We start from the raw sequence: 22,315 nt of genomic DNA, 5'->3' as shown, positions 1-22,315 counted from the left end.
TTCTATCAATAGGTGCTTTTTTTAGTATATATCCTGTTTATTTTATGTTTGTAGCAGCAACTAAAAGCTCTGGTGAAATATTTATGAATACACCACCTATATTTTTTGGTAATTATTTTTTTGAAAATTTACATTCATTAAATAATAGAATTCCAATATGGACAGCTTTATTCAATTCTATAAAAGTATCTATAATATTTACTGTATTAAATCTTTTATTGTGTTCATTGTCTGGATATGCATTTGCAAAATTTGACTTTAAAGGCAAAAATTTTTTGTTTACATGTGTATTATTATCTATGATGATACCTGTCTACAGCAGATTGATACCATTATATAGAATGATGACTTTTGCTAATCTTCAAAATACGCATATAGCACTTATCCTCCCGGGTTTGGCTGGAGCATTTGGAGTATTTTTGATGAGACAGAATTTTTTAAGTATTCCAGATGCATTAATAGAAGCCGCAAGACTTGATGGAGCAAGCGAAATTTATATTTTATTTAAAATTGTAATGCCCCTTATGATACCATCTCTTGCTGCTTTAGGAATATATATATTTATGGGACAATGGAGCGATTTTACTTGGCCTTTAATAATACTTAATTCAGAAAATATGTATACTCTGCCTGTAGCACTTTCTGTATTAAAAGGCGACACACGTATAGATTATGGTCAGATTATGGTTGGTGCCATTTTTGCTGTATTACCTGTTTTGATAGCATTCCTATTCTCAAGCAGATATTTTATATCAGGACTTATGGGAGGAGCTGTAAAAGAGTAATAAATAACATTATTATAAAATTAATTAGTTTGAAAAGCCTATATTCATGGTTATATAGTATGAATATAGGCTTTATAACATAATATCATCAATTCTTATTAAAATTTATTCAATACAAATAATAAAATAAAAAATATTTAATAAAAAAATTGACAATCAAAGATTTATTTACTATACTATAGATATATATGTTACAGTACACGCAATTATAAAAGAGATTAAAAATGAATAAAAAATCCAATATTATATTAATAACAGCAGACCAAATGAGGGCTGATTCTATAGGCTATATCAACGAAGAAGTAAAAACTCCAGTATTAAATGAACTAGCAGAAAATGGAAGCGTATTTACCAATTCTTTCTGTTCTAGTCCTGTATGTACGCCATCAAGAGCATCAATATTTACTGGAAGATATCCTATGAATACAGGTGCTTGGAATATAGGTACAGAATTAAACGAAGAAGAAATAACATTGGCAGATCACCTAAAAAAGGAAGGTTATTTCAATATAGCTTCTGGAAAAATGCATTTCAGACCACAGCTCAAAAACCTTAACTGGGAATTCGAATATGTTCCTAAAAGAGACAGAGTAAGAGAAAAAGATAAAACATATTTTGGATTTGATATTACCCATATAACAGAAGATGATAAACAAGGTGAATATTTAGACTTTGCCAATAGTCATGGATGCAATTTGGAAACTGGTAAAGGAAAAGATGGAATTAACTCTATACAAGAAGAATTACATCAAACTTATTGGACAGCTCAAAAAGCAATAGATGAAATGGATAATTTTGATTTTGATAAACCGTTATTTATGTGGGTTAGTTTTGTAGACCCTCATCACCCATTTGACCCTATAAAAAAGTATTATGATATTTATAAAGATATTAAACCTAAAGAACTTAACAGCAAATTAAAATTAGATAGCAAAAGACCAGAATATCTAACCAAACAAGGAGATAGAGGATATTGGCCTGGAGGAGGCGAAGAACATAACTATTCAGAAAAAGAAATTGAAGAGATAAAAAAACTATATTATGGTATGATTAGTTTTATAGATGCACAGATAGGTAGAATTATAGATAAATTAAAAGAAAAAAATGAATGGGATAATACAATAATAATATTTACAAGTGATCATGGAGAATATTTAGGGGATTACGGATTATTAAGAAAAGGTCCTTTCATGTATGACTGCCTCATAAAAACTCCTTTACTATTCTACGGAAAAGATATTATAAAGAATAAAAGTGATGAGATAATAGAAAATATAGATATAGTGCCAACGGTATTAGAATTAATAGGAAAAGAAGTACCGTATGGTATACAAGGTCATAGCATAAAAGATATACTTACAGGAAAAGATAAAGAAAAAACATACAAAAAAGGTGCTATTGTTACTTATGATGCTCATGACAGAGGAATATTTATAAAAACTTACAGAACTAAAAAATACAAACTTTCTATATTTTTGAATGAAGAATATGGAGAATTATATGATTTAGAAAAAGATATAAATGAAACTAATAATTTATTTTTCAATAAGGAGTATGACGATATAAAAAATAAATTACTTCTTGAAATGTGTCATAAGATGATAGAATGTAGCGACCCTCTAAATAAAAGATATGCTAGTTGGTAATTTTTATTTAAATATATATATTATTTAAGGAGATAATAAAAATGAAAAAAACATTAAAATTTATTATTACGCTATTAATTGCAGTTACAAGTTTGTTCATATTAGCCTCATGTGCTAATAAAAGCTCATCATCTTCTGGAGATGCCAAAACATTAAAAGTAGCTGTAATGCCGTTTTTAAACTCTGTACCTATTGAGTATATGATAAATAACAAATTGGATCAAAAATATGGTTTTACAATAGAAACTGTATATTTCCCATCAGGCGGTCCTATGAATGAAGCATTAGGTGCTGGTTTATGGGAAGTTGGTACTTTAAGTGCTGCTTCTGTTTATTCTTTAGCTAATTATAATGCTCATGTTGTTGCTGATATAGGACACTCTGAAGGCGGAATAGAAGTATTAGTTAATCCAGATTCTGACATTTTAACTGTAAAAGGTGTTAATAAAGACTTTCCCGAAGTTTACGGAGATGCTGCTACACTAAAAGGTAAAACTATAGCTGTACCTACTGGAACAATATCTCATTTAAATGTTATACATTGGTTAAGAGCTATAAATGTTGATCCTAACACTGTTAATATAGTTCATATGGAATTCCCTCAGGCATATCAAGCATTAAAAGCAAAAAAAATAGATGCTGCTGCCTTAAATCCTCCTACTTCTTTTTCTGCTGAAGCTGACGGAATGAAAATAGTTTCTAGTTTAACTACATTAAATATACCTCAGTTTGACTCAATAATAGTATCAGATGAAGCATTTAATAATAAAAAAGATACTATAGTTTTATATATTAAAGCATTCTTAGAAGCATGCGATGCATTACAAGCTGATACTAATATGGCAGCAGAAGAATTATTAAATTGGTATACAAAAAACGGATCAAGCTCTACTATAGAAGCATGTCAGTCTGAAGTAGCCACTCGTCCTTTTGTTACTACAGAAGAAATTAAAAATATAAAAATAGGGGATTCTGTAAGAGTAACTGCTGACTTCTTTGCAAGCCAATCACTTATTACAGAAGATAAACTTCCTATTGTTGATAAAAATGTAGATACTGAATTATTAAATAAAGCATTGAATTAATAATATAATTGTAAAGGACTTTATAAAATGGAAGAGAATATAATAATTAATTCCTCACTTAAAGAAAAAGAAAAAATCGTCATAGCCAATAAAAAAAGAGAGAGAAATAAATTTTTTATTATATCTGTAATATCTGTTGTAATATTTCTTATAATATGGCAGTTAATAACAGATGTATTTAAATTATTTCCTTCATATTCTCTTCCAAGTCCTTATACAGTTTTTAAATCCTTTATTTATAAACTTACAAACAAAGCACCAGATAATGGTACATTATTCCAGCATATATTAGCCTCTTTACAAGTGGCATTAACTGGTTATTTTTTAGGTGCTGCTATAGGAATACCGCTTGGCATATGTATGGCTTGGTTTAAAAAATTTAATTTAGTAGCAACTCCATTATTCGACCTTATAAGACCAATACCTACTATAGCATGGATACCTATGATGATATTATGGTTCGGTATAGGATTGGGAGCAAAATCAGCAATAGTATTTATGTCTGCATTTGTACCTTGCGTTATTAATACATACAGCGGAATAAAAGCCACTACACAGGTACATCTATGGGTTGCTCAGACTTTTGGAGCTTCAAGAGGACAAATGCTTAAAGAAGTTGCCATACCTACAGCTTTGCCTTATATATTTACAGGACTCAGAGTATCATTGGGGGCTTCTTGGACTTCTCTATGTGCTGCTGAAATGCTTGCTGCAAGCAGAGGTTTAGGATTTATGATACAATTAAATAGACAGTTAGCCAGAGCTGATTTAATAATAGTTGGTATGCTTACAATAGGGGCAGTAGGTGCTATTCTATCAGTGGGGTTAGGATATTTAGAGAAGAAATTTGTTAAGAGATGATAAGGGGTATTTATGAAAGATAAAAAAAGAATTAAATTATCCGATTTTGAAAAACCTATTTGGGCAATCATATCCATAGCAGGATTTTTAATTGTATGGCAATTATTAACAACTTATACCCCTATAAAAATAACTACACCTAAACCATTAGAAGTATTTAAATTTTTAATATGGAGTATAAACCATAATATAGGTCAGCAAACCATATTGGGACATGTACTAATAAGTATATTCAGAGTATTAGCAGGTTTTGCAATAGGTGCTGTAACAGGAATTATACTAGGTATATCTATGGGAGTAAATAAATATGTAAGAGCTGTAGTAAGACCATTTTTTGAAGTATTCAGACAAATACCTCCTATAGCTTGGATACCTATGGCTATACTTTGGTTCGGAATAGGGGAGGTTCCAAAAATATTTATAATATTTATTGGTACTTTCGTTAATGTTACTTTGAATGCTTATGCAGGAAGTTCACAGGTTAATCCTATTCTAATAGGTGCTGCTAGAATGCTTGGCTCTAATGAAAGAGATATATTTTTGAATGTTATACTTCCAGCTTCAGTGCCTCAAATATTTAATGGTATGCAGGTAGGTTTTTCCGTAAGCTGGATGGGTGTATTAGCTGCTGAAATGGTTAGTTCATTTGCAGGTGTAGGCTGGGTTATAATAAGAGGGTCTGATACAGCAAATATTCCTCAGGTTTTAGCTGGTATGATAACTATAGGTATAGTTGGTTTATTATTATCTTCTTTAATGAGATATATAGAAAAAAGATTAACTATTTGGAATTCCACAGGAATATAAAATTAATTAGGTTGTATTATGGAAAATAAAACTATTATAAAAATGAATCATGTAAATAAAGTATTTTTCAGCGAACATGGATATAAAGAAGTCATAAAAGATATTAGCCTTGAAGTTAAAGAAAATGAATTTGTGGTATTATTCGGACCAGGTCAATGCGGAAAAACTACATTAATAAATTTAATAGCAGGACTAGAAACATCTGAAGACTCTGATATAGTAGTTAATGGCAAAAAGGTAACAGCACCGCACCCTGAGAGAGGGGTTGTATATCAGACTACAGCTTTATTTCCATTTTTAACCGTTATGGAAAATGTAGAGTTCGGTCCTAGAGCAAGAGGCATACCAAAAAAAGAAAGAAGAGAAAAAGCCAAATATTATATAGATTTAGTAGGTCTTAATGGATTTGAAAATAGTTATCCTAATCAATTATCAGGAGGTATGAGGCAGAGAGTAGGTATAGCGAGGGCTTACTGCAATGAACCAGTTGTAATGCTTCTTGATGAGCCTTTCGGACATTTGGATGCACAAACAAGGTATATGATGGAAGAAGAAATTGAAAAAATTTGGCAGAAAGAAAAAAGAACTGTTGTATTTGTTACTAACAATATTGAAGAAGCTGTATATTTAGGTGATAGAATAATACTTCTTACAAATTGTCCTACAATTGTAAAAAAAGAATATATTATAGATTTACCAAGACCTAGAAAATTAACAGACCCTAATTTCTTAAAAATTAGAAATGAAATAAATGACAATATGGATACAACTCTATAACATTAAAAGGATATACTTATGACAAATGATACTAGAGAAGTTAAAGTAAAAGTTTCAAGACTTACAAAAAAATTCGGAGATTTATTGGTTTTAAATGATATATCATTTGATGTTATGAAAGGTGAGTTCTTATGTATAGTAGGTCCTACAGGATGCGGTAAAACTACATTCTTAAACAGCCTTACTAAACTATATAAACCAACCTACGGGGCTATACGAATAGACGGCGAACATGTAGATTTGAAAAAACATGATATAGCATATATATTTCAGGAATACTCTACTATGCCTTGGCTTAAAGTAGAAGAAAACATTAAATTCGGATTAAAAATAAAAAAACTTCCTCAGGATATAATAAATGAAAGGTCTGATAAGGTTATAAAAATGGTAGGGCTTGAAAAGTTTAGAAATTTTTATCCAAGCGAACTATCTGCTAGTATGCTTCAAAGAGTAGTTATAGCTAGAGCATTTGCTGTAGAACCAGAACTTCTTTTAATGGACGAGCCTTACGGACAGTTAGATGTATCTTTGAGATTTAAATTAGAAGACGAACTTTTAAATATATGGAAAACTTTGGGAACTACCATAATATTTATTACACATAATATTGAGGAAGCAGTTTATTTAGGAGAAAGAGTTTTGGTATTGACTAATAAACCTACTTCTATAAAAAAAGAAATACATATAGATTTGCAGCACCCTAGAAATATTGCTGATCCTAAATTTGTTGAATACAGAGAAGAGATAACAGAACTTATAAAATGGTGGTAAAATACTTATTAGTACATAACTAAAAATTTTTAAGTTTGTCAATTTTTTTTATTCAACTTTTTCCCGCCGCAAAAAGAACCATACGCTGTACGCCTGCGGCGAAAGTGAAAGTATAAAAATAATACTAAGTGTGTATTTCGTATGGCTAGTCCACACAAATACTAAAATTTAAAAATTTATTTTTTGACAAACTATAATTGTTTAGATACAATTAAAAATAAATAATTAATATAGAATGCTATAATAAATTTTCTCTGAATATTACCTGTGTTTCTATATATGTGTATCTTTTATCTGGTATAGTTTTTGTAAGTAAATATTCAAATAAAACTTTTATTGCTCTGTAGCCTTGTTCTTTTGGATTTTGTGTTATTGAAGCTATAATACCTCTGTCCAAAAGTCCTTCTTTTACAACTTCCGAAAAATCATATGTTATAATTTTTATTTTATTATAAAGCCCTAATTCTTTAATGGCATTTATAACATATTTACTAGTTTCTGCTCCTGGACATATAACTATATCTGTATCATTATATTTCAATAAATTATACTTACTTTTATCAAAATTGAGATTGTTATCTTTTTCCATTTCTATTATAGACTGAAGCATGACATTTTGATAATCCATTTTAAGTCTGTTTGATAAACTATCAACACGTTTTTTATTACCAAGCATTTTATTAAAATTATTAGAAAATACAAGTAAATTAATAGGATTCCCATTAGATATAATATTTAAAAGAGAAGCTGCTATCTCTCCTGCCAAATCATAATTACAGCCAACATATGCTATACAATCATTACTATTTACAAAAGAGTTTAAAAGCACTATAGGAAAATTATTATGATGAAGCTCTGATATTTTGTTTATAACTCTATTATCATTTATAGCAACTATTGCCATAGCATTAGCACCTTCTTTTACAGCATCATCTATAAGTTCTAACTGATTATCCGCATCAAAATCTTTACAGCGTTTTATAATAACAGACATTCCAAACTCTTCTATTTCTTTTCCTGCAATCTCTATACCTTTTATAACATCTTCAAAAAACACATTATTATAAGTATTGAGTACAGCAGCTATTTTGAATTTCTTTTTTCTTATGGCAAGAGATTTAGCTATTTTATCTGGCTTGTAGTTTAATGATTTAGCAATATCAAGTATTTTTTGTTCAACTTCAGGATCAATACGTCCTCTGTTATTTAAAGCCCTATCAACAGTTCCTATTGAAACTCCTGCAAGTTTGGCTATTTCTCTTATAGTGGCCATATTAAAATCCTATTTTATTTAATTTTATAAACATAATATAATGATTTTATTTTTTTATGTCAAATATTTTTATTATAATTTTTAATTATATAAAAACTATATAACTAAATTATATTTTGACAAAATTCTATTTTTTAAGTATATTTATTACTATTCATCAATCTATAATAGGGAGTTTAAATAAAATGAGTTCAAATGACAATGATATAAAAAAGGAATTATGGGCAGCTTCTGATAAATTAAGAGGAAATATTGATGCTTCTGAATATAAACATGTAATACTTGGGCTTGTATTTTTAAAATATATTTCTGATAAATTTGAAATAAGATATAATGAGCTTGTAAAAGAAGGATTTGATTTGCAAGATGAGGCTGAAGCATATAGTGAAAAAAATATATTTTATTTGCCTGAGAAATCAAGATTTAAGTATATAGCCTCAAAAGCACGTTCTGATGAAATAGGCTCTATTATAGATAATGCCATGCTGGAAATAGAAGAAAGTAATAAAAAATTGAAAGATATACTTCCTAAAAACTATAGCAGACCAGAACTTGATAAGAGAAGGCTAGGGGAGATAATAGATTTATTTTCTAATATAAAAATAGTGAATAAAAATAAAAAAGATATATTGGGAAATGTGTATGAATATTTTTTATCTCAATTTGCAACTGCCGAAGGAAAGAGAGGCGGAGAGTTTTATACGCCATCACCAATAGTTAAACTTTTAGTAGAAATATTAGAACCTTATAAGGGCAGAGTATATGACCCTTGCTGCGGAAGCGGTGGAATGTTTGTACAAAGTGCAAAATTTTTAGAGGCACATTCTGAAAGTGTAAATAGTATATCAGTATACGGACAAGAAAGTAATCCCACAACTTGGAAACTTTGCAATATGAATGTAGCAATACATGGTATAGATGGTAATTTGGGAGATAAAAATGCTGATACTTTTTTTGAAGATTTACATAGTGATTTGAAAGCTGATTATATATTGGCTAATCCTCCTTTTAATATGTCAGATTGGGGAGGTGATGCTCTAAAAGATGATTATCGATGGAAATGGGGTATTCCTCCAGCTGGAAATGCAAACTATGCTTGGCTTTCTCATATTGCATCCAAATTATCAAAAAAAGGGAAAGCTGGGGTTGTACTTGCAAACGGATCTCTTTCTACTCAAACATCGGGAGAGGGGGGGATAAGAGAGAATATGATAAAAGATGATTTAATAGAATGTATAATATCTCTTCCAACTCAATTATTTATATCGACTCAGATACCTGTTTCATTATGGTTTTTGAATAAGGATAAAAAACAGAAAGGAAATGTGCTTTTTATAGATGCAAGAAATTATGGAAGAATGGAAAGCAGAGTTCAAAGGGTATTAGATGATGAAGATATAGAAGCAATAGCAAAAACTGTTCATAATTGGCAGAAAGGCAATGGATATAAAGATATAAAAGGATACTGCAAAAGTGTAAGTATAGATGAAATAGCCAAAGAAGATTATATACTCACAACTGGACGCTATGTAGGACTTGAAGAAGAAAATAACGAAGAAGAAGATTTTAATTCTAAAATGAAAACACTAACAGAAGAGCTTGAAGAATGTTTCAGAGAAAGCAGAAAGCTAGAAAAGAGTATAAAGGATAATTTAGAGGAAATAGGGTATGGAATTAAATGAAAATATACGCTGGAAACAAAGGTTTAATAATTTTAGTAAGGCTTATAAATTATTAAATAGTGTATTTAAAGAAAGAAAAATTGAAGAATTATCAATATTGGAGCAGGAAGGCGTTATACAAAGATTTGAATATACCTATGAACTGGCATGGAAAACATTAAAAGATTATTTAGAATATAGCGGAAATTTAAATAACATAGATATTACAGCAAGAAATGTGTTTAAAGAGGCATACTCTGCGGGTATAATAAAAGAACCTAGTATTTTTATAGATATGATGATAAGCAGGAATTTGCTTTCTCATACTTATGATTTTGCAAGATTTAAAGAAGTCATAATAAAAATAGAAAATGATTATTTAAATGTTTTAGAAGATTTGCATAACTTTTTTGTAAATAAATTATAAGAGCGGTTTTATATATGATAGATGAAAAACTTCTTTATGATATGAACAATATTTTTAAATCTCATAAAGAAATAGAAAAAATAATACTGTTTGGGTCTAGGGCAGAAAACAGAGAAAAATATAATTCGGATATAGATTTATCTGTAATAGGTGATTTTGATTTTCTTTTTTGCGAGCGTTTGAAGGAAGAGCTTTCAGAATTAGAAACTCTTTTAAAATTTGATGTAATAAGCCATAATGATATAAACAATGAAGAGTTAAAAAACAATATAGAAAAATATGGTAAAATAATTTATAATAGGCTTAATTAAAATAGGATAGGCTATGTCTTTAAATCTCGAAACATTAAAGAATTGATATAACATAGATTTTGTACAATAACAGCAGGAGTTTTTTAAGTAATGAAAAAAAATCAAAAGGAATGGCAGGAAGTTAGGCTAGGGGATATATCAGATATTAATTCTAATATTTTACAAAAATCTGATAATTACACTTATATAAATTATTTAGATACTGGAAACATTACTAAAGGAATAATAGATAATATCCAAAAAATTCCTATACATAATATACCAAGTAGAGCAAAAAGAAAAGTAGATATTGGTGATATTATCTATTCAACTGTCAGACCCATTCAAAAACATTATGGTATTATAAAAAATTATGTTGATAATATGATAGTATCTACAGGATTTATTACTATTAAAGTAAAAGAAGATATAGCAGATAAATATTTTATATATTATAATATAATACAAGATGATATAACAAACTATTTACAAATGATAGCAGAACAAAGTGTATCAACATATCCTTCTATAAAACCAAGTGATTTATACAATATAAAAATAAAACTCCCGCCGCTGGAAGAACAAAAGAAAATCGCCTCCATACTCTCATCGCTTGACGAGAAAATCGAACTCAATAACCGTATGAATAAAATACTCGAAGAAATGGCACAGACTATTTTTAAGGAATGGTTTGTCAATTTCAACTTTCCAAATGAAGAGGGCAAACCCTATAAAGATAGCGGCGGCAAGATGATAGAAAGCGAGCTAGGGTATATACCAGATGGATGGAAAGTCATGGCTTTAGATAATTTATTAATAAAATTTACAACAGGTTTAAATCCTAGAAAAAATTTCAAATTAGGTGAAGGAAATAACTATTATGTAACAATAAAAAATATGAATAATAATCAAATATATTTAGACAATAGATGTGATAAAATTAATGATGAAGCAATAAAAAAAATTAATAAGCGTTCGGATTTAAGAAAAAATGATTTATTATTTTCAGGTATAGGTACTATCGGAAGAGTACATTTGATAAATAAAGATGTAAAAAATTGGAATATAAGCGAATCTATATTTACCATGAGAGCTAATGATATCATAACACCAGAATATTTATATTTAAATTTATTAGATAATAGAATGCAAGAATATGCTTTAAATATGTCTAGCGGAAGTGTACAGAGAGGAATAAGAATGATGGATTTAAAAAAATATAATATTATAGTTCCAGAAAAAGTAATTCTAAAACTATCAACTAAAATATTTAATTCTATAATAGAAAAAGTAAATAACAATTTTTATGAAAACCAGAAACTTGCTTCTATTCGGGATACGCTATTGCCTAGGCTTATGAGCGGGGAGATTAGGGTCAAATAGTTTATTTATGAAGTTCTTTCACTCAGTGATACATACAGGCGTCATAAAGAAGTGGAGGCACGACTGTGTACTTCGGAGAGCTAGTCCACACAATTAATAAATAAAATTAGTTTTGAAACAAGTATATTATATAGAAAATTAAAAAATTATTTCTATACGCCTAGCTTATTGATAGGGGAGATTAGGCTAAATAATTAAAAGCTATATCACTGAAAACGTCTTGGTCTTTCTATTGTTATTAAATAGTTCCATACATAGTAAAATATAGTGTCTTTTGTTGTAAAGTTTTCTACAGCTTCATCTTTTTTTAGTTTTATCATACTATTAGAGAAAGACTCATCTTTTTCTAATTCTTCTATTTTTAATGATAATTCATCTGTATGTGCCTTTACTTTAGACATAAGATCTACAGGCAAGTTTCTCTCATAGTCTTTGCTTGTTAAAGTTTCAAGTGCGTATTCTATCTTGTCTGGTGTTATTCTTGATGATATTTCTTTTTCTCTTTGCACTTCCGTATTTAGTATATTATCTGTCCAAGTGTTAAACTCATTAATCCATTCTTTATACATATTACCGTATTTATCAGATTCTAAAGTATAGTCATTCCTTATATCAGTTGGAAGTATATTCAAAAAATTTTTATATCTTTTCTCCATAGCGTATATAGATCCGCCGTCATTTTTGCATGATATAATTATTAAACTTAATATTAAAAAAAGTGTTATTTTTTTCATTAGTGCATATCCGTAATTTTATTTTTATTTATTAATGACAGATTATACTATAATATATAAAAAAGTTCAATTGTTAATGAAAATTGCTTGTATAAATATTAGGTATTGACTTTTTAATTTTTTATTTATTATAAGTATAAGAACTTAATAACTTTAAGGATTAAAAAATGGAAAATCAGGGAAACCCTTTAGTATCTATTGGCATGATGATAGTTATATTCTTTATTATCGGGTTTATTATCAATATCATAATAAAGTCTATAAAAAAATAACATGCTTAAGTTAACATAATATACATTATCGGAATATAAATTTATTATTTTTTGGTTTTATTTATTGAATACCTGTAATTTTAATAAGCTGCTATATATCCGCAATACCCAATTAGCTGTACTTTAATGATGCGTAATTCTCTGCCTGTTTTAATATATTATCCAATGCCTCATTTTCTTTTTCTTTGGGATATTTATGCAGCTTCAAAAATCTTTTTATATCCATTTTCATTTTTGCCTTTGTAGATTCCTTATACTGCCAATCTATATCTTCAGAGTTCTTTTGCACTATTAATGCCAATTCCTTAGCCATGTTCTTTATTTCTTCTTTATTATAACCATTATTCATAGGACTGCATATAGCATCATATATAGCTTTCTCTTCATTTGTAAGTCCCAAAATTTTTGCTTCTTTTTCTAGGTTGTCCAAGTCATTAGCAAGATTTAAAAGCTCATCTATTACCTCTATATTATCTATGGCCTTATTATTATATTTTTCCATTATTTTTTTCATTCTATCTGAAAACATATTGGACTGTATTATGTTTACTTTTAAATATGCTTTTATTTTATCATTCAATAATTTATTTAATACCTCTAATGCTATATTCTTATACTTCATATTGGCAATAGACGCTAAATATTTTTTATCAAATAAAGATATATCTTTAGAATCCTTCTCGCCGTCAAATATATTCATAATACCTTCGCTTTGTATACTTCCTTCAAGTATTTTATTTATTCTCTGATTAATCTCTCTTAATGATAATTTCTGATGACTTTGCATTTTAGTTATTATTACTTTAACCGCTTCATACAATGCTGTTTCTGCAGATTCTTCTCTTGAAATAATACTTCTGCATAATGCTTCCGCTTTTTTTAATGCAGATGCCTTATCTAAAAAATCATTTTTTTCGTTTTCTTCAAATGAAAACACATAATCGGCTAATTTAGTTATAAGCTCTAACCTTTCTGTACTTGAACAAGTGTAAAAGTTGGAATAATCAGTATTTTTAAAAATATTTCTAATATGGGCAATAATATCCTTAAACTTTGGTAATGCAGTATTTGCTATATCCATATTACCATAATTTTCTTTATCTCTTTTTGTATATGCTTTCATAGACTTTTTAAGATTATTAGCTATACCTATATAATCAACTATGAGCCCAGAATCTTTATCCTTGCAAACCCTATTAATTCTCGATATTGTCTGCATAAGATCATGATCTGCCAATGGCTTATATATATACATTGTGTCAAGCTCTGGAACGTCAAAACCTGTAAGCCACATACTTACAACCACAGCTATTTTAAAGTTTGAAGTTTTATCTTTAAATTCAACTGCCAAATTTTCTCTGTATGATTTACTTCCAAGTATTTTACCCCAATCTGCAGGGTCTTTATTTGTGCTAGTCATTACGGGTTTTATCATGCCTTCCCATTCTGGTTTAAGCTCTAATATTTTTTTATATATTTCTATTCCTATAGGACGCGAATATGCCACTATAAATGCCTTTCCTATAAGTACACTTTTTCTTTTTTCATAATGTGCTACTATATCTTTGCATAAAGTATCTATTGCAGCATCAGAACCTAGTACAGCATCCATTTTTGAGAGTTCTTTTTTGGATTTTTCTATAGCCTCTTCTGAAGCCTCGTTATTTTCAAGCATTATTCTGTATTCTTCATCAGCTTTTTTTAATTTAGTTTCATCAAGTTTTAAATAGTTTACCCTACCCTCATAATATATAGGCACTGTTACATTATCTTCAACTGACTGTGTTATATCAAAAATATCAATATAATCCCCAAAAACATCTCTTGTATTTCTATCTTCTTTTTCTATAGGAGTACCTGTAAAACCTATTTTTATGGCATTGGGGAAAGCGTCATTAATATATTTGGACATATTATATTTTATTTGTCCTTTTTCTATTTTAGACTTTTCAAGGTCATGCGAACGGTGTGCCTCATCTACAATTAAAACAATATTACTTCTTTTTGATAATGCCTTATCATAGCTCTCAAACTTTTGAAGAGTTGTAAATATTATACCGCCTTCGTTAATATCTTTTAACTCTTTTACAAGTTCTTTTCTGGACTCTATTTTCTTTGGTGTTTGTTTTAAATATGTATCTATAGCACTTGAAAAAGTTGAAAATAATTGATCGTCCAATTCTGTTCTGTCTGTAATTATAACTATTGTAGGATTATACAAACCTTGAGATATAACCTTTGCTGCCATAAGCATAGTAAAAGATTTGCCAGAGCCTGTGGTATGCCAAACAATACCTGCTTTTGTTGTCTTATCTGAATATGCCTTTTTTACATTTTTAATTATTTTATTAACAGCAAAGTATTGATGATATGCTGCTAATATTTTAGATGTTTTTAATCCTTCTTTTTTTCCACTTTGCACATAAAAAACAAAATAATGAAGAATATTTAAAAATCTTTCTTTTTGAAGCATTCCATTAATTAAAGTTTTATACTGTTTGTTTAAATCAGCATTTTTCTCTATAATATCAATATCTTCGCTTTCTCTCTTCCAAGAAATAAATCTGCTTTTATCAGCGGTAATAGTGCCTACTTCTGCCCTCACGCCGTCAGTAATAACACAAAAAGCATTATAATAAAAAAGATTAGGTATCCAATTCTCCATATAGTTTTTTAACTGCAAATATGCATCGTCTATAGTTTCAGAATCTTCAACAGGATTTTTAAACTCCATAACAACAAGAGGAATACCATTTAAATATATTATTACATCAGGTCTTTTATTATCAATATTTATAATAACAAGCTGATTAACAACATAAAAATAATTATTTTCTATATTGTCATAGTCAGCTAATTTTATGTATGTTGCTTTATTTTCATTATCAAAATAATTAACCTCTATTCCAAATGAGAGATATTTTTGAAAGGTTTTGTTTTTATCTATATAATTAATTTCTTCAAGATTAGTAATTTTTCTTATAGCCTCATTAATAGCCTTATCTGAAACGTTGGGGTTAATTTTTTTAAGAGCGTCATATAATACTTCAGTAATAACAACATTTTTGGTATTATTCATAGAGGGAAAATTTTCTCTGATGTCCCCGCCATAATAATATTCATACCCAAGGTTTTGAATCATCTCAATAACGGTTACTTCAAAATCACTTTCGTGCATATACTTTTTCATAAATAAGACTCCTATACTGTATAGTATATAGTGTATATTTATTTTATATAAAGTCAAATAAATTATTTAATTTTAATTTAGCATTTTGTCATTGAGGCAGGAATATAATTGTTTCAAAACTAATTTTATTTATTAATTGTGTGGACTAGCTCTCCGAAGTACACAGTCGTGCCTCCACTTCTTTATGACGCCTGTATGTATCACTGAGTGAAAGAACTTCATAAATAAACTATTTGACCCTAATCTCCCCGCTCATAAGCCTAGGCAATAGCGTATCGCGAATAGAAGCAAGTTTCTGGTTTTCTATTTGATTAGATTTAATCATGTCAAATATAGATTTTATATTGTTATTAAATGTAACTAAAATAGAAATTTCAGGAATGATTATATTAATTTTCTCAAATAATGATTTATTCAAATTTAAAGTTGTAGTTCCTCCAGATGCATAATTAATAATAATATTAGATATATTTTTCATATAGAAATAAACCCAATAAGAACTTATATCTTTTTTTGGTATTATTGTATTAATCTGCTGATTAGTTTGTGAATTTTCAGAAGTTAAAGAAACAAGCCCAACAGTTGCTATACAGCTAACACAAATACTATTTTCAGGTACAGTTTTGTTTATTTGAGTATTAACTCCTTTATTCGATAAATACCTTTCACTTTTTATTATAAAAGTATTATTATGCATATCTGGTATTGTTATAAAAGGCATATAATCACCGTAATTTTCTTCGTCTTTAGTTGGAGGAGTTTTACCGCATATAACTTCTTTAGATATATCTTTGATAATACCAACTTTCCAGCCTTCTGGTATATTCCCTAGCTCGCTTTCTATCATCTTGCCGCCGCTATCTTTATATGGTTTGCCCTCTTCGTTAGGAAAGTTGAAATTGACAAACCATTCCTTAAAAATAGTCTGTGCCATATCTTCAAGTATTTTATTCATACGGTTATTGAGTTCGATTTTGTCGTCAAGCGATGAGAGTATGGAGGCGATTTTCTTTTGTTCTTCCAGCGGCGGGAGTTTTATAATAAGATTTTTTAAAACATCTTCTTGAACTCTTTGGCGTCCTGATGTACCTGTCATAGATTTTATTGCTATGTTTCTTATATAATCTGTATTAAAAAGATAATATATAAAATTATTATCACTAATATTTTCTTTTTCTCTTAAAACTATAAATTCTGTTGAACCAAAAGCAATTTCATTTTCCTCTAATATAGATACTTGTGCAGTTTTTCCATTTTCTAAACATGGAGTAATTCTCGCCATTAAAGTATCTCCATTTCTAAATTTTGATCCTCCATTAAATATATTAATTTCATAATTTTCTATTTTTCTTGTTTTTGGTATCAAACAATCCATAGATATTTTTTTATAATTGTTACCTTTTATCAGTTTTTCTGTAGGATTGAAATATACTATATCCCCTAGCCTAACTTCCTGCCATTCTTTTTGATTTTTTTTCATTATTTAAAACCTCTAATTACATTATGAAAAATCAAAAATATTTAAAAAATTGCCCAAAAAGCTGCTGCCTATTCTAACCATATTTGAACCATGCTTTATGGCTAGCTCATAGTCAGATGACATACCCATAGAAAGAATTGATAAAGCGTTATTATATTTTTTATTTATTTCCTTATATATTATGTTAAGACGCTCGAATTCTTCCTCTATAATAGCAGTATCCTCTGTGTCTTTTCCTATTGCCATTAATCCTTTTACTGATACATTAGGCATTTTGATAATATTCTCATATACCCATATATAGTCATCTGCCGTAAATCCGCCCTTCTGGTCTTCATCGCTTATATTAAACTGAAGCAGTATATTTTGTATTTTATTATTTTTTAATGCCTCTTTATTTATACATTCTGCTATCTCTATAGAATCTACACTCTGTATCAAATCTGCATATCTTACTATATATTTTACTTTATTGCTTTGTATGCGTCCTATAAAGTGCCATTTTACATTGTCTTTTATTTTACCTATCTCCCCTACCCTATCTCTCAAACTCTGTGCCTTACTCTCTCCCAATGGCAAGTCTATGTTTAATGATAAAAACTCTTTTATTGTTTCAATAGAAGAATATTTACTTACCGCTACCAAACTTACATCATAATTTATATTATACTTCTCTTTTACTCTGTTAATATTATCTTCTATCAAATTATATCTTTTTAAAATTTCATCTCTGTTCATAATAAAACGCCTGCAAATAAATACCTTGTTTTATTATAAATCTTTTTATTTTTTTTCAATAAACTACAATAAACCACAATTTTATAAAAACACTAAATAACAATACATATATTAACAATAAATAAAATAGTAAAGCAAAATAATAAAAATACGATTTATAGTATATTGATATTTTATTGATTTCATGTTAAGTTAACATAATACATTTAATTAATTTAATTTTGAAATTATGGAGAAAAAATAAATGAGAGTTCAAGACAGAAGAAACAGAGAGATGAATTTAAATAGTATACTTATGACTTCTCAAGATGCTTCAATGGCTTCATCTATGAAAGTAGCTGTATCATCATCTCCATTTGCTACAATGCTTGAAGAAGAAAAAGAAATAAAAAGATACTCTTATGAATTAGACGAATTAAAAAGACAAATATACGATGCTGGAAACCTACTAGAAAAAAGTGCCAATATAAAAGACTTTCAAAAATTCAGAGACTTAATAAGATCATTAACTGACAAATTAGTAAAAGATGCCTACAGGATAAGAATAGTATCATCATATATGAGAAGAGGACGTGAATATCAGGTTGTTTCAAAAATTAATGAAGAACTTGATTCATTATATAAATTAATTATGACAGAGCAGAAAAACCATATAGCCATAGCAAATAAGGTAATGCGTCTTAAAGGATTAGTATTAGATTTAATGTCATGAGAAATATACTAGCATTCGATACAGTATCTACTAGCTTTTCCATAGCTATTCAAAAAGAAGATAATTCTATAATAGAATACAATAAAGAAAATGTAAAAAACCATAATGAAGAGCTACTACCAGTGCTTCACAATTTTTTAACTGATAACAACTTAACATTAGATAATATATCATATATAGCATTAGGTATAGGTCCAGGTTCATTTACAGCCTTAAGAATAGCATTTGCCACAATAAAAACTATATGCTATGCAAAAAACATACCTATAGTTGGAATTTCAAGTTTAGAAACTTTATATGAAAATATATCTGAAAAAACAGGTATAAAAGCAGCTATGATAGATGCCAGAAAAGGCAGCGTTTATGCCAATATATATAATAATAACGAAAAAATAACAGAAAATGCCGACCTCACCTATCAGCAGTTTATAGATATAATTAACTCTATCAAAACCTCAGATAAAAATATCACTTTATGCGGAGATGGATTTTCAAAAAATTATGACTTTTTCATAGAAAATTTAAAAAATTATAATATAAACAAATTAGATAATTCATACAACATCATAAAAGCGTCAAAAACTATAAAATTATCATCAAATAAAAAATTTGATAATGTATTTTCTCTTCTACCCTTATATGTAAGGAAAAGCGAAGCCGAATATAAAAAAATGTAATTTTTTTTAAAAAATAAGTAGTATTTTCACGATAATTTATATGCTATGTAAAAAATATATCTTGACTTCATAAAAAATATTGTTATTATATAAGAATGTTAATATATTATTTTTTAACATAATCGAAAAATCGTTGGAGTTTGAAAGTGAGAAAATTGCAATCCTTGAAGGTAAAAATACCTTTTTTCGTAATGCTGCTTGTTACTGTAATGACAATTATATTGGTTACACTTCTTATTAGGATAGGTTCTCAAGGTATTAGAAGTTCTGCTATATTTGGATTTGAATCTACTACTAAAGTATATGCAAGAATGATAAATGTATGGTTAGAACAATCTATATATACATCTGAAGCCATAAGCAGAGGATATCCACAATTAATTACATTTCTTCAAGATAGAACACCAGAAAATAGAGCTGTTCTTGAAACCAGTCTTAAAAGCGTTGTATCAAATAATAGTAATATAGAGGGTATTGTAGTATTAGATTCTACTGGTAATGTTGTAGCTGATAGTTTAGATGGAAAAATAGTTAATTCTTCAAGTACAAGAAATTTTAGCGGAATGGAATTATGGCAAAAGGTTATGGCTGGTCAATCTGCTGTACTTTCTACAGTAGATCTTTCACCTGCTGACAATACTAAATATGTAGTAAAAGTTTTCTCTCCTATAAAAAACTCAGCTGGAAGTGTAGTTGGTGCTATATCAACAATGATAGATTGGCTAGGATTTATAGATAAAGAATTAAATCTTGTAAAATTTGGAAATACTGGACACCCATTTATTGTAGACCCTGAAAGATGGATTATAGCTGACCCTGTTCCATCACATGTAAGAAGTGAAGTTTTAAGAAATGCTGATTATATACAATATGCAGTTGCAAATGAATCTGGATATTATGAGTTTAAATCTCCTTTCAATGGTAAAGACTCTATAGCTACTTTTTATAAAGAACCTGTATCAGGCTGGACTGTTGTTATGAGTATAGAATCTGACGAATTATTTGCTCATATAAACACTATGAAAAAATATGCTGTTATTGGTACAATAGCAATACTTATTATAGCTTCTATAGTTATAGTATTCTATATAAGCAAAATAACTACTATCCTGCATCTTCTTGCTGTAGATTTAACTAGTCTTTCAAAAGGTGATCTTAGCTGGTCTACACCTCCTGGATTTGAAAACAGAAAAGATGAGTTTGGAGAAATAGCTCTTGCTTTAATAAATATATTGGATCAATTAAATGAAAAGGTAAGAATAGTATATGACAGTGCCTATACAGTAAAAGCATCTGCTAATGAAGTGGCACAAGGTAATATAGATTTATCAAACAGAACAGAAAATCAGGCTTCAGGACTTGAAGAAACTGCTTCATCTATGGAAGAGATTGCTTCTACAATTAAATCTTCTGCTGAACATACTCTAGAAGGTAATAACATGATGATTAATTCTAAAAAGGCTATTGAAGAAGCTGGAAGAATTATCGAAGAAAGTACTCAGAATATTGAAGCTGTATATGAATCTAGTTCAAAAATCAGTGCTATTACAAAAATAATTGAAGATATAGCATTCCAAACTAACATACTTGCTCTTAATGCTGCTGTTGAGGCTGCACGTGCTGGAGAACAAGGAAGAGGTTTTGCTGTTGTTGCTTCTGAAGTTAGAAACTTAGCTCAAACTACCCAAACTTCTGTTAAAGATATTACTACTTTGGTTGCTGATTCTGAAGAGAAAATTGCTGCTGCTACTGAAACTGCAAGAGAATCAAAAGAAATATTCCAAAACTTGAGAGCTCAAATAGAAGAAACTGCTAAAATTATGCAGGATTTAAGTTCTACAGCTATGGAACAGCAGGCTGGTGTCGATCAAGTTAATATAGCTATTACTCAAATGGATATGACTACTCAGCAAAATGCTGCTTTAGTAGAGGAATCTACAGCTGCTTCTGAAGCTTTATTCTCACAAGCGGAAGAATTGGTAACTGCTATGGAATTTTTCAAATTAAGAGGAAGTAATGTTAAAAAGAACATCACAAAAGTAGAAAGAAAAAAATCTTCTCCTACAACTGATTCTAAAGCTGTTCAGGAAAATAAACCTGCTGCCTCAAAATCAAGTTCTGCTTCTAAATCTCCAAGCTCCTCTGAAAGAACAGAATTAAAAAGACCTGAATTGAAAAGCCCTATAAAAAAACATCATGAGGAAAAAATAACACCGCAGGTTTCTTCAAAAACTGTAAAAGATAATGAGTTTGGAAATACATTTGATACTTCTAAAGATACTTCAGATGGTTTTGAATCATTTTAATATTTAATAAAATTAAAAGCGAAAGATTAAAAAAATCTTTCGCTTTTTTATTTTTTTAATATAGACTTAATTTTTGAAATCATTTTTAATACAATAACTTTAATATTATTATCAGCTTTATCAAAATCTTTTACTGCATTTTTATAATCTGACAATTTATATTTAGCAAATCCTCTATAAAAATACACCTCATTTGATATATTATCACAATCTAAATATTTATCATAATATTCTATTGCTTCTTCATACAATTTTAATTTTAGCTTAGCATAAGCTAGTCGAAAGTAAGAATTAAAATTTTTTGGTTCTAACTATATAACCTTATAAAAATCATTTACAGCTTCTTCATATAATTTTAAATTAACTTTTGATATACCTCTATTATAATATGCCTTTGAATAATTTTTGTCTAATTCTAATGCTTTGTCAAAATATTCTAA

19 protein-coding genes and 1 pseudogene are annotated in these 22,315 nt (G+C 28.5%); 14 read left to right on the top strand and 6 right to left on the bottom strand.

The features are described 5' to 3' along the window. Positions 1-83: 83 nt before the first annotated feature. The 7 genes from KQ44_RS03540 to KQ44_RS03510 all read left to right on the top strand — a co-directional run bounded on the left by KQ44_RS03540 (position 84) and on the right by KQ44_RS03510 (position 6,732). Complete coding sequence (locus KQ44_RS03540; RefSeq protein ID WP_240516458.1) at positions 84-785, top strand: carbohydrate ABC transporter permease; 702 nt, start codon at positions 84-86, stop codon at positions 783-785. Positions 786-1,009: 224 nt separating this feature from the next. Then, positions 1,010-2,431 carry a sulfatase-like hydrolase/transferase gene (locus KQ44_RS03535; protein WP_096736266.1) on the top strand — a complete coding sequence of 474 codons (1,422 nt, stop codon included), beginning with the start codon at positions 1,010-1,012 and terminating at the stop codon, positions 2,429-2,431. A 41-nt stretch (positions 2,432-2,472) separates the two neighbouring features. Further along, positions 2,473-3,516 carry an ABC transporter substrate-binding protein gene (locus tag KQ44_RS03530; RefSeq protein ID WP_096736265.1) on the top strand — a complete coding sequence of 348 codons (1,044 nt, stop codon included), beginning with the start codon at positions 2,473-2,475 and terminating at the stop codon, positions 3,514-3,516. A 27-nt stretch (positions 3,517-3,543) separates the two neighbouring features. Continuing rightward, on the top strand, positions 3,544-4,377 hold the full coding sequence (locus KQ44_RS03525; protein WP_013112691.1) for an ABC transporter permease: 834 nt from the start codon (positions 3,544-3,546) through the stop codon (positions 4,375-4,377). Positions 4,378-4,389: 12 nt separating this feature from the next. Then, complete coding sequence (locus tag KQ44_RS03520; protein ID WP_096736264.1) at positions 4,390-5,184, top strand: ABC transporter permease; 795 nt, start codon at positions 4,390-4,392, stop codon at positions 5,182-5,184. Positions 5,185-5,202: 18 nt separating this feature from the next. Beyond that, positions 5,203-5,961 (top strand): ABC transporter ATP-binding protein, encoded by a 759-nt coding sequence (locus tag KQ44_RS03515; protein ID WP_096736263.1) that lies wholly within the window; start codon positions 5,203-5,205, stop codon positions 5,959-5,961. 18 nt (positions 5,962-5,979) lie between these two features. Next, positions 5,980-6,732, top strand: a complete 753-nt coding sequence (locus KQ44_RS03510; RefSeq protein ID WP_096736262.1) for an ABC transporter ATP-binding protein — start codon at positions 5,980-5,982, stop codon at positions 6,730-6,732. Between the two features lie 238 nt (positions 6,733-6,970). Here the strand turns inward: KQ44_RS03510 and KQ44_RS03505 are convergent, their stop codons facing one another. Further along, on the bottom strand, positions 6,971-8,005 hold the full coding sequence (locus tag KQ44_RS03505; protein ID WP_096736261.1) for a LacI family DNA-binding transcriptional regulator: 1,035 nt from the start codon (positions 8,003-8,005) through the stop codon (positions 6,971-6,973). Between the two features lie 185 nt (positions 8,006-8,190). Here KQ44_RS03505 and KQ44_RS03500 point away from each other — a divergent pair, with 185 nt between their 5' ends. From KQ44_RS03500 to KQ44_RS03485, 4 genes are all read left to right on the top strand, one after another. Further along, complete coding sequence (locus KQ44_RS03500) at positions 8,191-9,687, top strand: class I SAM-dependent DNA methyltransferase (protein WP_096736260.1); 1,497 nt, start codon at positions 8,191-8,193, stop codon at positions 9,685-9,687. Beyond that, on the top strand, positions 9,674-10,093 hold the full coding sequence (locus tag KQ44_RS03495; RefSeq protein ID WP_096736259.1) for a nucleotidyltransferase substrate binding protein: 420 nt from the start codon (positions 9,674-9,676) through the stop codon (positions 10,091-10,093). The genes KQ44_RS03500 and KQ44_RS03495 overlap by 14 nt, the downstream gene beginning before the upstream one ends. 14 nt (positions 10,094-10,107) lie before the next feature. After that, positions 10,108-10,404: a nucleotidyltransferase domain-containing protein gene (locus KQ44_RS03490; RefSeq protein ID WP_008726761.1), complete on the top strand. Its 297-nt coding sequence runs from the start codon at positions 10,108-10,110 to the stop codon at positions 10,402-10,404. Between the two features lie 90 nt (positions 10,405-10,494). Further along, complete coding sequence (locus tag KQ44_RS03485; protein ID WP_096736258.1) at positions 10,495-11,766, top strand: restriction endonuclease subunit S; 1,272 nt, start codon at positions 10,495-10,497, stop codon at positions 11,764-11,766. Positions 11,767-11,972: 206 nt separating this feature from the next. On the opposite strand, the gene KQ44_RS03480 is transcribed toward KQ44_RS03485, so the two are convergent. The 4 genes from KQ44_RS03480 to KQ44_RS03465 form a co-directional block, all read right to left on the bottom strand. After that, the gene (locus KQ44_RS03480; protein ID WP_096736257.1) at positions 11,973-12,500 is read right to left on the bottom strand and encodes a hypothetical protein; all 528 of its coding nucleotides are present in this window, start codon (positions 12,498-12,500) and stop codon (positions 11,973-11,975) included. Between the two features lie 384 nt (positions 12,501-12,884). Then, positions 12,885-15,962, bottom strand: a complete 3,078-nt coding sequence (locus KQ44_RS03475) for a type I restriction endonuclease subunit R (protein WP_096736256.1) — start codon at positions 15,960-15,962, stop codon at positions 12,885-12,887. A gap of 229 nt (positions 15,963-16,191) precedes the next feature. Next, on the bottom strand, positions 16,192-17,442 hold the full coding sequence (locus KQ44_RS03470) for a restriction endonuclease subunit S (RefSeq protein WP_096736255.1): 1,251 nt from the start codon (positions 17,440-17,442) through the stop codon (positions 16,192-16,194). Between the two features lie 21 nt (positions 17,443-17,463). After that, positions 17,464-18,180 (bottom strand): YggS family pyridoxal phosphate-dependent enzyme, encoded by a 717-nt coding sequence (locus KQ44_RS03465; protein WP_096736254.1) that lies wholly within the window; start codon positions 18,178-18,180, stop codon positions 17,464-17,466. 244 nt (positions 18,181-18,424) lie between these two features. On the opposite strand from KQ44_RS03465, the gene KQ44_RS03460 reads away from it, so the two are divergent. The 3 genes from KQ44_RS03460 to KQ44_RS03450 all read left to right on the top strand — a co-directional run bounded on the left by KQ44_RS03460 (position 18,425) and on the right by KQ44_RS03450 (position 21,875). Then, a complete protein-coding gene (locus tag KQ44_RS03460; RefSeq protein ID WP_096736253.1) occupies positions 18,425-18,892 on the top strand; it encodes a YaaR family protein in 468 nt (155 codons plus the stop codon). Next, positions 18,889-19,569, top strand: coding sequence for a tRNA (adenosine(37)-N6)-threonylcarbamoyltransferase complex dimerization subunit type 1 TsaB (gene tsaB / locus KQ44_RS03455; protein ID WP_096736252.1), 681 nt, complete (start codon positions 18,889-18,891; stop codon positions 19,567-19,569). Before KQ44_RS03460 ends, tsaB begins: the two co-directional genes overlap by 4 nt. A 146-nt stretch (positions 19,570-19,715) precedes the next feature. Next, a complete protein-coding gene (locus tag KQ44_RS03450) occupies positions 19,716-21,875 on the top strand; it encodes a methyl-accepting chemotaxis protein (protein ID WP_096736251.1) in 2,160 nt (719 codons plus the stop codon). Between the two features lie 47 nt (positions 21,876-21,922). Here KQ44_RS03450 and KQ44_RS14765 read toward each other — a convergent pair. Beyond that, a pseudogene (locus KQ44_RS14765) lies at positions 21,923-22,156 on the bottom strand (hypothetical protein); the annotation flags it as partial. Between the last annotated feature and the right edge of the window lie 159 nt (positions 22,157-22,315).

This window comes from Brachyspira sp. G79, assembly GCF_002379365.1.
Lineage (GTDB): Bacteria > Spirochaetota > Brachyspiria > Brachyspirales > Brachyspiraceae > Brachyspira.
The sequence above is the reverse complement of the archived record's forward strand: the minus strand, read 5'-3'. Positions and strand labels throughout refer to the sequence as shown.